This is a genomic window from Klebsiella scottii (assembly GCF_036561945.1).
Taxonomy (GTDB): Bacteria; Pseudomonadota; Gammaproteobacteria; order Enterobacterales; family Enterobacteriaceae; genus Klebsiella; species Klebsiella scottii.
On sequence record NZ_JARXNI010000017.1, the window covers coordinates 343,187 to 355,922 of the forward strand.

12 protein-coding genes and 1 rRNA gene are annotated in these 12,736 nt (G+C 58.6%); 10 read left to right on the forward strand and 3 right to left on the reverse strand.

Annotated elements, in window-relative coordinates:
- Positions 1-94: 94 nt before the first annotated feature.
- From cutD to trpS, 7 genes are all read left to right on the forward strand, one after another.
- Positions 95-1,042 (forward strand): choline TMA-lyase-activating enzyme, encoded by a 948-nt coding sequence (gene cutD, locus QFI97_RS01890; RefSeq protein WP_331834477.1) that lies wholly within the window; start codon positions 95-97, stop codon positions 1,040-1,042.
- 12 nt (positions 1,043-1,054) lie between these two features.
- Complete coding sequence (locus QFI97_RS01895) at positions 1,055-1,477, forward strand: BMC domain-containing protein (RefSeq protein WP_346430465.1); 423 nt, start codon at positions 1,055-1,057, stop codon at positions 1,475-1,477.
- Positions 1,474-2,100, forward strand: coding sequence for a phosphate propanoyltransferase (locus QFI97_RS01900; protein WP_346430466.1), 627 nt, complete (start codon positions 1,474-1,476; stop codon positions 2,098-2,100). The genes QFI97_RS01895 and QFI97_RS01900 overlap by 4 nt, the downstream gene beginning before the upstream one ends.
- Positions 2,101-2,112: 12 nt before the next feature.
- Positions 2,113-2,799, forward strand: a complete 687-nt coding sequence (locus QFI97_RS01905) for a hypothetical protein (RefSeq protein WP_346430467.1) — start codon at positions 2,113-2,115, stop codon at positions 2,797-2,799.
- 14 nt (positions 2,800-2,813) lie between these two features.
- Complete coding sequence (locus QFI97_RS01910) at positions 2,814-3,224, forward strand: DMT family transporter (protein ID WP_095104079.1); 411 nt, start codon at positions 2,814-2,816, stop codon at positions 3,222-3,224.
- 16 nt (positions 3,225-3,240) lie between these two features.
- On the forward strand, positions 3,241-3,570 hold the full coding sequence (locus tag QFI97_RS01915; protein ID WP_041143869.1) for a DMT family transporter: 330 nt from the start codon (positions 3,241-3,243) through the stop codon (positions 3,568-3,570).
- Positions 3,571-3,790: 220 nt separating this feature from the next.
- Complete coding sequence (gene trpS / locus QFI97_RS01920; protein ID WP_095104081.1) at positions 3,791-4,798, forward strand: tryptophan--tRNA ligase; 1,008 nt, start codon at positions 3,791-3,793, stop codon at positions 4,796-4,798.
- Between the two features lie 53 nt (positions 4,799-4,851).
- On the opposite strand, the gene QFI97_RS01925 is transcribed toward trpS, so the two are convergent.
- Entirely contained in the window at positions 4,852-6,252 is a 1,401-nt protein-coding gene (locus tag QFI97_RS01925) for a GGDEF domain-containing protein (RefSeq protein ID WP_095104083.1), read from the reverse strand.
- Positions 6,253-6,668: 416 nt separating this feature from the next.
- On the opposite strand from QFI97_RS01925, the gene QFI97_RS01930 reads away from it, so the two are divergent.
- The 3 genes from QFI97_RS01930 to QFI97_RS01940 are packed head-to-tail and all read left to right on the forward strand — an operon-like array spanning position 6,669 to position 11,601.
- Positions 6,669-7,736: an HlyD family secretion protein gene (locus QFI97_RS01930; protein WP_095104085.1), complete on the forward strand. Its 1,068-nt coding sequence runs from the start codon at positions 6,669-6,671 to the stop codon at positions 7,734-7,736.
- On the forward strand, positions 7,733-10,477 hold the full coding sequence (rbbA, locus tag QFI97_RS01935) for a ribosome-associated ATPase/putative transporter RbbA (protein ID WP_346430468.1): 2,745 nt from the start codon (positions 7,733-7,735) through the stop codon (positions 10,475-10,477). Before QFI97_RS01930 ends, rbbA begins: the two co-directional genes overlap by 4 nt.
- Positions 10,477-11,601, forward strand: a complete 1,125-nt coding sequence (locus QFI97_RS01940) for an ABC transporter permease (RefSeq protein WP_095104089.1) — start codon at positions 10,477-10,479, stop codon at positions 11,599-11,601. The genes rbbA and QFI97_RS01940 overlap by 1 nt, the downstream gene beginning before the upstream one ends.
- Positions 11,602-11,655: 54 nt before the next feature.
- Here the strand turns inward: QFI97_RS01940 and QFI97_RS01945 are convergent, their stop codons facing one another.
- Both QFI97_RS01945 and rrf read right to left on the reverse strand, forming a co-directional pair.
- Positions 11,656-11,973 carry a hypothetical protein gene (locus QFI97_RS01945; RefSeq protein WP_095104091.1) on the reverse strand — a complete coding sequence of 106 codons (318 nt, stop codon included), beginning with the start codon at positions 11,971-11,973 and terminating at the stop codon, positions 11,656-11,658.
- Between the two features lie 643 nt (positions 11,974-12,616).
- A 5S ribosomal RNA gene (gene rrf / locus QFI97_RS01950) occupies positions 12,617-12,732 on the reverse strand.
- Positions 12,733-12,736: the final 4 nt, after the last annotated feature.

Consider the following 12,736-nt stretch of genomic DNA (forward strand, 5'->3'; position numbering starts at 1 on the left):
CGTACATCCCAGGAGCATAGATAGCTATGTGACTGGGGTGAACAGGCGCAGCCAACGCATCGACAGCCCGAAAGACGACGGGGAGGAGGCAAGCGTGATCGCAACACAAGAATTAACCGGGCGCATTTTCAATATTCAGAAGTACTCGATCTACGACGGGGATGGTATTCGCACGCTGGTTTTTTTCAAAGGCTGCAATATCCGCTGCCCGTGGTGCGCTAACCCGGAAGGGCTTACCAGCCAGTTTCAGGTGATGTTCTCGCAGGATAAGTGCGTTAACTGCGGCGACTGCGTCAGCGTCTGCCCGGCGGGTATTCATTACCGGGCGGAGGAAAACGGCGAAATGAAGCACTTCGTCGACCGCAATAAAGACTGCATCGGCTGCCGTAAATGCGAAGAGATTTGCACCCGGAACGCGCTGGATATTATGGGCAAGGATGTCACCGTCAGCGAGCTGATGGAGATAATCATGCAGGATTACGATTTTTATATCGCCTCCGGCGGCGGCGTGACCATCGGCGGCGGCGAAATGAGCCTGCAAACCGATTTTGCCGTCGCCTTATTTAGCGAATGCAAAAAGATGATGCTCAATACCGCTATCGAAACTCAGGGCACCACCCCGCTGGCTAATTACCAGAAGCTCGCGCCGGTCACCGACACCTTCTTATTCGATATTAAACAAATCAATAGCGCGCACCATAAAGCGTTATTCGGCATTGGCAACGAAGGTATCCGCCGCAATCTGGAGTGGCTGGTGGATTCCGGCGCCAACGTGATTGTCAGAATGCCGCTGGTGCGCGGATATAACGACTCCTGGGAGGCAATTACCGGCGCAATTGATTATGTACAGAAGCTAGCCAAACGCGGACATATCCGCCGCATCGATATGCTGCCGTACCACCAGCTGGGACGTAAAAAATATGAACGCCTGGATATGCCGTACCCGATTACCCAGGACCCGTCCTATTCGCCCGAAGAATTAGACCGGCTGGAAACGTTCTTCGCGCAGTTTGATTTTGATATTCGTTTAGTCCGCCATTAACAGGAACTGACAATGAAAAGTTTAGGCGTAATTGAAACGCGAGGGCTGGTCGCCGCCATTCAGGCCGTCGACGCCGCCTGTAAAGCCGCAGGCGTGAGCTGCATAGGCTACCGTAAAATCGGCTCGGGGCTGGTCAGCGTCTGCTTTGAAGGCGAAATCAGCGCCATCCACACCGCGATTGAGCGCGGCGTCGAAGTCGTCGCCGCGGGCCAGGTCGTCGGCTCGCTGGTCATCGCCCGCCCGGAACGCAGCGTGGTCGATGCGCTGGGTAAATTAAAAGGCCGCCCGTCGCGCCCTGCGGCTAAGATCGACGCGCCGCTCCCTGTGGAAGAAGAAAAAGACGCGACGGAGCCAACCGCTCAGTACCCGGCGCAGCCCGCACCGGGCCAGACGGAAGATAAAAACGCCGCGCAGAGGAAAGGGAAGAAGGCATGATCGACGCTCTGTTACATGAAAAAATTACCGCCCGCCTGACCCGCATCGCCCCGGAGATCCCGGTGGGCATCTCTAACCGCCACGTTCACCTGGCGCAGCAGGATGTCGAGGCGCTGTTCGGCAAGGGTTACGCGCTAACCCCGCTGAAGCCGCTGCGTCAGCCGGGGCAGTTCGCCGCCGAAGAGTGCGTCACCGTGGTCGGGCCGAAGGGTTCGCTGACCCACGTTCGCGTCCTCGGCCCCACGCGCCCGTGCAGTCAGCTGGAAATTTCCCGCGCCGACTGCTTCACTCTCGGTATCAGGGCGCCGGTGCGCGAGTCCGGCCAGCTGGAGAACGCCGGCAGCGCGCTGCTGATCGGCCCGGCGGGCCACGTTGAGCTTCGTTCGCAGGTGATCTGCGCCTGGCGACATATTCATATGTCGCCGCAGGACGCCCGCCAGCTGAACGTCAGCAACGGGCAGAAGGTCAGCGTCCGCAGCAACGGCGAGCGCCGGCTGACGTTTGATGAAGTGGTGATTCGGGTGCGCGATGATTTTGTGCTTGAGTTCCATATCGATACCGAAGAGGCCAACGCCGCCGGGCTGAAAAACGGCGCGCAGGTCGTCATCACCCAGCCCGCTTAACGGAGACCGGCCATGACCGACGAAGAGATCGAACGCCTGGTGACGCGGATTATCCAGCGGCTACAGCCGCCGGTTCTGGTAATGGTCGCCGCCGCCGACGGCTACCGACAGGCGATCCGCCGCCGTCTGGCGGGCTGCGGGCATCCGCTGCATATCGTACTGGACGAAGGCACCCCGGACGCCGCATGCTGGCAGGAAACCGGCACAATCGTCCCGGCGTCAGCCTGGCAGGAAGCGCTGCCTGCAATGGCCTGGCGAGCGGTGATAGTGCCGTTTCTCGACTATCCGCTGGCGGCAGACCTGGCGAACGGCAACCTGCGAAGCCCGTTCGCCCGACGCCTGCACGAGGCGCTGCTTGGCGGCCTGCCGGTGCTGGCGCTGCGCTACCACTGCGATCCCGGCAGCGAGCTCAATCAGCTGTGCGGCGCGGCGCCCCACTCGGCCTACGCCGGGCAGATGCGCTCGACGCTGGCCCGGCTGACGGAGTGCGGCGTTACGCTGTGCGATATGAACGAGCTGCTGGAGCGGCTGACATCGGGTAGCGCAGCGGCGACGCCGGCGAGCGCGGCGCGGCGTTATCTCACTGTCACAGACGTGGTGAATAATCCGGCGCTAGCCTCCGCGCCCGATGCCGAACTGACCGATGCCGCCATCGATTTTTTAAAAAACAGAAAAAAAGAACCTTACCTTAATAAATAGACCCGGAGTTTATTATGTCTTCCAAAACAAAATGTTGGCTATGGATGCTGCTGGTTATCCTCTCCGAAACCTCAGCCACTTCGACGCTTAAAATGTTCGGCAGCAGCGAAGGCTCAACCAAAATGATGCTGCTCGCGCTGCTGATTGTTCTCTACTGCACCTGCTACTACTCGCTCTCCCGCGCGGTGAAAGATATCCCCGTCGGCCTGGCGTATGCCACCTGGTCCGGCACCGGCATCCTGGTCGTTTCCACGCTGGGCATGGCGTTTTACGGCCAGCATCCGGATACCGCGGCCATTATCGGCATGGCGATTATCGCCAGCGGCATCGTCATCATGAACCTGTTCTCGAAAATGGGCAGCGAGGAGAGCGCCGCGGCGCCCGCCGAGCCGGTTACGCCTCTCGACAAAAAGATCGCCAACTGACTGAAAGGAATAGCATATGTTTAATCTCGGATTTTTATGGCTGGCGCTGTCAATCGGCTCCGAAATCACCGGCACTTCGATGATCAAAAAGACCAACGGCTTTAGCAAGCTGGCGCCGTCGGTGCTGGTAGTCTGCGCCTACGGGCTGTGCTATTTCGCCCTCACCCGCGCGATGAGCACCATCCCGGTGGGCGTGGCCTACTCGCTGTGGTGCGGCTTTGGTATCGTCGGCGTCACCATCTGCTCAATGATCCTCTACAAGCAGAAACCGGATCTGCCGGCCATCTTCGCTATGGTGCTGATTATCTCCGGCGGCATCATCATGAACGTCTTCTCGACGATGTAAGTACGCCGCCAGGGTAAACGGAGCGTGGGTTTACCCCATGCCCGTTTCATGGCAGGATGGACCGATGAACAGAAACGTTGTCGTTACCCGCTCACTCCGCTGGTGGCTGCCTGCATAACAGGCGGCACGATTGACGTTTCCATTTTCAAAGCCGCCGGAAGGCGGCTTTGTCATTTCTCAGCGACGCCTTTCGGCTTAACAGCATCGTAAGGAGTTTCTGATGAACGCAGGCCAAACCATTCTTACCGGCGATCGCCCAACCGGCCAGCTGCACCTCGGCCATTACGTGGGTTCGCTGCGCCAGCGCGTCCAGCTGCAGCATGACCACCAGCAGTTCATTCTGGTCGCCGACCTGCAGGGATTAACGGACAACGGCAGCAACCCGCAAAAGATAAGCAGCAATATCTTTGAAGTGATGGCCGACTATCTGGCCGTCGGCATCGATCCGCAGAAAACCACCGTCTGCCTGCAGTCAGCCCTCCCCGCGCTGGCTGAACTGAGCGCCCTGTACATGAATATCGTCACCGTTGCCCGCGTCGAGCGCAATCCCACCGTCAAGCATGAGATTGCGCAGAAAGGATTCGCCCGCTCGCTGCCGGTGGGCTTTCTGGCCTACCCCATCAGCCAGGCCGCCGATATCACCGCCTTTAAGGCCGCGCTGGTGCCGGTCGGCGACGATCAGCTGCCGATGATCGAACAGACCAACGAAATCGTACATAAGATGAATAGCCTGACGACGACGCCGGTGCTGCAGCACTGTAAGGCGCTGCTCAGCGAGGTCGGCCGTCTGCCGGGCGTCGACGGCAGCGCAAAAATGTCAAAATCGCTGGGCAATACGCTGACGCTTTCGGCCAGCGAAGAGGAGATCCATCGCGCGGTCAGCGCCATGTATACCGACCCAGGCCACCTGCGCGTTGCCGACCCGGGCCAGGTGGAAGGTAACGTCGTCTTCACCTATCTCGATGCCTTCCACCCCGACAGGCCGCTCATCGGCGAAATGAAGGCGCATTATCAGCGTGGCGGACTGGGCGATCGGCAGTGTAAAAACGCGCTGGAGGAGTGTTTGCAGACGCTGCTGGCGCCGATACGCGAGCGCCGGGCGCGGTTTATTGCCGATAAAGGCATGCTGCTGGAGCTGCTACGCCAGGGCAGCGAGCGGGCCAACAGCCTCACGCAGCGGACGCTGCATGAGGTAAAACGGGGCCTGGGATTGCCGATCCTGTTCTGAACGAGGCGACTCGCCATCGCGCTTCGCCTGCGGGAGCCTGGCCGGCAGACGGCTTAGCCGCCGCTGCCACCTTCGTGCATCTTCACGCAGTTGCGTCCGTCGCGCTTGGCGGCATAGAGCGCGCTATCGGCGTCGCGCAGCAGCAGGTTGTAATCAGGGTGGCCGGTGTGGACGGCGTAGCCGATGCTGGCGGTAATGGCGATTTCGGTCTCGCCGCCAACGTTGAAGGCGAGCTGGCTGATATTTTTGCGCAGGCGTTCAAGGAGCGCATGGGCCTCCACGGCGCCGGTTTCCACCAGCACCAGCAGAAACTCTTCGCCGCCGTAGCGGAAGATATAGTCGCTGGAGCGGATATTGTCGCTGAGCAGATCGGCAACGTGCTTAATCGCCCGGTCGCCCACCTGGTGGCCCCAGCTATCGTTAATCTCTTTAAAATGGTCGACGTCGACGATCGCGACCGTCATCGGCCGCTCATACTCCATAGCGAGCGCGACCTCGTGCTTGAGGACCACCGGCAGGTAGCGACGGTTGAGCAGGCTGGTGAGCGCGTCTTTGCCGTTTTGCATTTGCGACAGGCTGCTAAAAATCACCCCCAGCTGGCTGCCGATCTGCTGGCAATGAATATGAATACCCTGCAGCAGGTTTTGCGTATCTTTATATTCTGCGCGGCTGTCGGATGATTTCCAGCCGCTAATTAAGCTATCGACCTGGGTGATTAATCCGCCAATCTCTTCCATCTGCGCGTTCTTGTTAAAATAGCGCACGCATTTATGGCGGAACCACAGGCCAAATTCGGATTCAGATAATAACGTGGCGTTAATATCGTTTTTATTTTCGCTAACGATATTAAAAATAACGGTATTTTCCCAGCCGGAGAGCGCAGCCTGCTGCTTGCCGTACTCCATCGGCACGTTATCCATCAGGCTGTACAGGCGATAGGCTTCTTCGTTTTTGGTCGCCCGATAGTGCGACAGGGTGTAGGCATGGCACATCATCTCGATCGCCATATTAAACGCCATAATCGCATAGTAGATCGCGGCAACGCCGGTTTGGCGGTCGATGGTACTGTCGCGAATATATTCAATCACCCCGGCCTTGAGCTGCCTGGCTCCGCGCAGCACGGCCTCGGCAGGGATGCCGATACGCGAGTGAATGCTGCCAATATGATATTGCCTTTCCGCCAGCGCCTGCAGGCCGTCCTTCTCGCAGGTCAAAATATCTTTGACCCAGCCGGCCAGCGAGCGGCTCAGACGTTCCTGAACCAAATCGTAGGTGAGGTGCCTGGCAATATCCGGGTCCTGAAAAATAAAGTCATAAAAACGGGCCGCCAGCGCTTCAGCCTGCTCGGTGGCAATATTATTAAGCACCGCCTTCACTTCCGGCGTCAGGCCGTCGTGCAGCGGCAGCCATTCCTTAAAAATAATCGCGATATATTTTTTGCTTTCATCACTCATTGAATAAAGCGCTCGCTGACGTTTGTCTCTTTTCAGGGCCGCAAATCATACAACAGTTAGCTATGACCAACCAGATTGAAAATGCATCAATCATACTTTACGCCTTTCCGTGCGGCCGTCGACGGGCGGTTCGCGACGCGGTATCCATAACCCATATTTAGCGTATGGACATACTCAATACAAATGCTAGTATCCAATAGACAGTAGCTATATTTATGCGTGTTTCATTTAAGGCCTGGATTGCTGATGATGACCACATTCGTAGCACATCTTTCTCACCGGTTAGCAGCGCAGCTGGATCCGCGCGCCGGTCGGCCTTGCCCCTCCACTCCTCAATCTTTCAAAGAGATAACGCTCCGTATGGCGGAGGAAAGAAACGCGCATCACTCAGCAATATGGAACAGAGCGAGTAGCGTATGGACAAAATCAAACAGCACTGGGCCTGGTGCCTTGTCGGCCTGCTGGCGGTCATCGCCGCCCTGATATGGTGGGCGCTGCGTCCGCCGGGACTTGCGGAGGGATTTGCCAGCAGCAACGGCAGGATAGAAGCCACCGAGGTGGATATCGCCACCAAAACCGCCGGACGCATCGACGCCATTCTGGTCAAAGAGGGGCAGTTCGTTCGCAAGGGCGAGGTGCTGGCGCGGATGGATATTCGGGTGCTTAACGAACAGCGCCTCGAAGCCGCCGCCCAGATCAAAGAGGCTGAAAGCGCGGTCGCCGCCGCCAAAGCGCTGCTGGATCAGCGGCAAAGCGAAATGCGCGCCACCGAAGCGGTGGTAAAGCAGCGGCAGGCGGAGCTCAACTCCACCGCTAAACGGCACGTGCGCTCCAGCGCGCTGTCGCAGCGCGGCGCGGTTTCAGCCCAGCAGCTCGACGATGACCAGGCGGCAGCGGAAAGCGCCCGGGCAGCGCTCGAATCCGCCAGAGCCCAGGTTTCTGCGGCGAGGGCCGCAATTGAAGCCGCCCGGACCAGCATTATTCAGGCGCAAACCCGCGTTGATGCCGCGCAGGCGACGGAACGACGCATCCTCGCCGATATTGACGATAGCGCGCTCAAAGCGCCGCGCGACGGCCGAATTCAGTATCGCGTCGCCGAGCCGGGCGAAGTCCTGGCCGCCGGCGGGCGGGTGCTGAATATGGTCGACCTCTCCGATGTCTACATGACCTTCTTCCTGCCAACCGAGCAGGCGGGCCTGCTGGCGCTGGGCGGCGAAGCGCGCATCGTGCTGGACGCGGCGCCAAACCTGGTCGTTCCCGCCCATATCAGCTTTGTCGCCAGCGTCGCGCAGTTTACGCCGAAAACGGTAGAAACCAGCGATGAGCGCCTGAAGCTGATGTTCCGCGTGAAGGCGCGCATTCCGCCGGAGCTGCTGGAGCAGCACCTTGAGTATGTCAAAACCGGCCTGCCCGGCATGGCGTATGTCCGCCTGGATAGCCAGCAGGCCTGGCCCGATACGCTCGCGGTGAGGTTGCCGCAATGAGAGGCTCTCAGCAGGATACTTACCCACCGGTCGCCCTGCTGGAACGCGTCGGCCAGCGCTTTGGCGCCACCGTCGCGCTGCGGGATATTACGCTGAGCATTCCCGCTCGCCGGATGGTGGGCCTGATTGGCCCAGACGGCGTCGGCAAATCAAGCCTGCTGTCGCTGATTTCCGGGGCGCGGGTCATTGAGCAGGGCAACGTGATGGTTCTCGGCGGCGATATGCGCGACGCCCGCCATCGCCGGGATGTCTGCCCCAAAATCGCCTGGATGCCGCAGGGGCTGGGTAAAAACCTCTATCACACCCTGTCGGTGTATGAAAACGTCGATTTCTTTGCCCGGCTGTTTGGTCACGACAGGGCCGAGCGCGAGAACCGCATCGATGAGCTCCTGCACAGCACCGGACTGGCCCCTTTCCGCGACCGTCCTGCCGGGAAGCTATCCGGCGGGATGAAGCAGAAGCTCGGCCTGTGCTGCGCGCTGATCCACGATCCGCAGCTGCTGATCCTTGATGAACCCACCACCGGCGTTGACCCGCTGTCTCGCGCCCAGTTCTGGGAGCTGATTGACAGCATTCGCCAGCGCCAGCCGGAGATGAGCGTGCTGGTGGCGACGGCCTATATGGAAGAAGCGGAGCGCTTCGACTGGCTGGTGGCGATGAACGCCGGGGAGGTGCTGGCTACCGGCAGCGCCGAAGAGCTAAAAGCGCAAACCCACAGCCAGACGCTCGAACAGGCGTTTATCGCCCTGCTGCCGGAAGCCCAGCGCGAGGCACACAAAGAGGTGATCATCGCGCCGCGCAACGCGCTGGACAATGAAATTGCGATTGAAGCCCGTGGCCTGACCATGCGCTTTGGCAACTTCGTAGCGGTGGATAGCGTGAACTTCCGCATCGCCCGTGGCGAGATTTTTGGTTTCCTCGGCTCAAACGGCTGCGGTAAATCAACCACCATGAAAATGCTTACCGGCCTGCTGCCCGCCAGCGAAGGCGAGGCCTGGCTATTCGGTCAGCCGGTCGATCCGAAGGATATCGAAACCCGCCGCCGCGTCGGCTATATGTCGCAGGCTTTCTCCCTCTACAGCGAGCTGACCGTCAGGCAGAACCTTGAGCTGCACGCCCGCTTATTCCACATCCCGGATGCCGAGATCCCCGCTCGGGTCGCGGAAATGAGCCAACGATTTATGTTAACGGAGGTCGAAGATACCCTTCCCGCCTCTCTGCCGTTAGGCATTCGCCAGCGGCTCTCTCTCGCCGTGGCAGTGATCCATCGCCCGGAAATGCTGATCCTCGATGAGCCGACTTCCGGCGTCGATCCGGTCGCCAGAGATATGTTCTGGCAGCTGATGGTCGATCTCGCCCGTCAGGATCGGGTGACCATTTTTATCTCGACCCACTTTATGAACGAAGCCGAGCGCTGCGATCGTATTTCGCTGATGCACGCCGGGAAGGTGCTGGCCAGCGATACACCGCAGGCGCTGGTGGCCCAGCGCGGCGCGGCAACGCTTGAAGAGGCGTTTATCGGCTGGCTGCAGGATGCCCGGCAGCCCGCCGCTGAAATAGCGCCCGCTCCTCCGGTTAGCGCTTCGCCCGGGACGGCGGCGGCGCAGCAGCAGGCGTTCAGCCTGCGCCGGCTCTTTAGCTACAGCCGACGCGAAGCGCTGGAGCTGCGGCGCGATCCGGTACGATCGACCCTGGCCCTGCTGGGTACCGTTATTCTGATGTTCATCATGGGATATGGCATCAGCATGGACGTGGAAGATCTGCGCTTCGCGGTACTCGATCGCGACCAGACCATCAGCAGCCAGGGCTGGTCACAGAATATTGCCGGCTCGCGCTACTTTATCGAGCAGCCGCCGCTGCAGAGCTATGACGAACTGGACAGGCGGATGCGCAGCGGCGAGCTGGCCGTGGCTATTGAAATTCCGCCTGATTTTGGCCGCGATATTGCCCGCGGCACGCCGGTGAAAATTGGCGTCTGGGTGGACGGCGCTATGCCTAATCGGGCCGAGACGGTGCGCGGCTACGTACAGGCCATGCATCTGGCCTGGCTACAGGAGATGGCCGGACGGCAGGCGTCTCCCGTCCACGATACGTCGCTGATATCCATCGAGACGCGCTATCGCTATAACCCGGACGTGAAAAGCCTGCCGGCCATCGTTCCGGCGGTGATCCCGCTGCTGCTGATGATGATCCCGGCGATGCTCAGCGCGCTGAGCGTGGTACGTGAAAAAGAGCTTGGCTCAATCATCAACCTGTACGTCACGCCGACTACCCGCAGCGAGTTTCTGCTGGGCAAGCAGCTGCCGTATATCGTGCTGGGAATGTTTAACTTCTTCCTGCTGTGCGCGCTGTCGGTAGCGGTGTTTGGCGTAGCGCATAAGGGCAGCTTTTTGACCCTGACCGCGGCGGCGCTGCTCTATGTCACCATCGCCACCGGGCTGGGGCTGCTGATCTCCACCTTTATGAAAAGCCAGATTGCGGCCATCTTCGGCACCGCCATTATTACGCTGATACCGGCCACGCAGTTTTCCGGCATGATTGACCCGGTCGCTTCGCTGGAGGGGCCCGGCCGCTGGATTGGTCAGATCTACCCGACCAGCCATTTTCTCACCATCGCCCGCGGCACATTCTCAAAAGCCCTGAGCCTGACGGACCTGTGGGCGTCCTTTATACCGCTGCTGATTGCCGTCCCGCTGGTGCTCGGCCTCAGCGTGTGGCTGCTGAAAAAACAGGAGGGATGATGCGCGGATTACGTAATATTTATAATCTCGGCGTCAAAGAGCTGCGCAGCCTGCTCGGCGATAAGGCGATGCTGACCTTAATCCTGTTCGCCTTTACCGTATCGGTTTATTCCTCAGCGACCGTGATGCCGGGGTCGCTGCATTTGGCGCCTATCGCGATTGCCGATATGGATAAATCGCAGCTCTCTTCGCGTATTATCAACGGCTTTTATCGGCCGTGGTTTTTACCGCCGGAGCTGATTAACGAAGATGAGATGGATGCCGGGCTGGATGCCGGGAACTATACCTTCGCCATTAATATTCCCCCCAACTTTCAGCGCGATGTGCTCGCCGGGCGGCAGCCGGAAATTCAGGTTAACGTCGACGCCACGCGTATGAGCCAGGCGTTTACCGGCAACGGCTATATCCAGAATATTATTAGCGGGGAGGTGAACAGCTTCGTTGCCCGCTACCGGGATAACGCTACCCTGCCGGTAGAGCTGGCGGTGCGGATGCGCTTTAATCCCAATCTTGAGCAGGAGCGCTTTGGGGCGGTCATGGCCATCATCAATAACATCACCATGCTGGCGATCGTGCTGACCGGTTCGGCGCTGATCCGCGAGCGGGAGCACGGCACGGTCGAACATCTGCTGGTTATGCCGGTGACGCCGTTTGAAATTATGCTGGCAAAAATCTGGTCGATGGGGCTGGTGGTGCTGGTCGTTTCCGGGCTTTCGCTGCTGCTCATGGTGCAGGGGGTGCTGCAGGTGCCGATTGAAGGCTCGATCCCGCTGTTTATGCTGGGCGTTGCCCTGAGCCTGTTCGCAACCACCTCAATCGGTATCTTTATGGGGACGGTGGCGCGTTCGATGCCGCAGCTGGGGCTGCTGATGATCCTGGTGCTGCTGCCGCTGCAGATGCTTTCAGGCGGTTCAACCCCGCGGGAAAGTATGCCGCAGGCGGTACAGGATATTATGTTAACCATGCCGACCACCCACTTCGTCAGCCTCGCGCAGGCGATTCTGTATCGCGGTGCCGGCTTTGCCATCGTCTGGCCGCAGTTTTTAACCCTGATGGCCATTGGCGCAGCGTTCTTTACCATCGCCCTGCTGCGTTTTCGTAAGACGATCGGCGCGATGGCGTGAGTGAGATCGTTCTGGCCGTCACCTCGGCGGCGGCCAACGGCAATAAGGACGGGATCAGTTTTTGCGGTTTATCACGCGACGCAGCAGCCAGGTAAAGCCCATCGCCATGCTAAACAGAATGAACAGCAGCACGACCCAGCTCACGGAGATACGGACCAGCGTGCCAAAGGTCATCAGCGGCTGCAGATAGACGGTAAACGACTCGCTTAACGGCTTCCCTATCAGCGTATACGCGCTATCAGCCAGCCAGACGCAGACCCGACACGCCAGCCAGATAATCGCCGGCCAGCAGAGCAGAACCAAAAAGGTGAGACGTTCTTGTATGTAGCGGGTGAGCCGACGCAAAGGGGGCCAGCTAAGCAGGATTTTCATTTATATTCTCATATTGCCATCCGGTAACAGAGGTTATTTAGCCCCGGACGTTACCGAAACAGGCATTAATACCGGCAGTACGCTTGATATTTTATATCACAATTCAGTTAACCCGAATCCGATCAAGTTAACAAACTGTTAATGACAGTAAATCATTTTATTCGGAAAGTCCAGTTATTACGATTTCACTGCTTAAACGGTGGGATGATATTTTGTAAATAGTTGATAGTATTAATTAAATGTAATTCAACGATGAGTTAAAGATATTCAGATAATTAATTAAAGACCGTAATTTTATATTTAGAACATAGCTGATTTTTATTTTAAATATAACATCAGGGGCTGGCAGGTTTTTTTCTTATCAGACGATCGCGGCGCGCAGCGCCCGTGCCGGGCGGCGTCGCACTGCTTTTCCTGAACCGCAGACAACAAAAAAACCCCATGCCTGCGCATGAGGTTTCTTCGTCTGTCTGATGCCGGGCCGTTGTATGCCGGGCCTCCTGCCCGCCACCCTCCGGGCTGCACGGCGTGCTGTGCAAATTCGTTCCCGACGAATTTGTCCTCCTCAGGAGTGCGCTTACCGACAAACAACAGACAAAACAAAAGGCCCAGTCTTTCGACTGAGCCTTTCGTTTTATTTGATGCCTGGCAGTTCCCTACTCTCACATGGGGAGACCCCACACTACCATCGGCGCTACGGCGTTTCACTTCTGAGTTCGGCATGGGGTCAGGTGGGACCACCGCGCTGTTGCCGCCAGGCAAA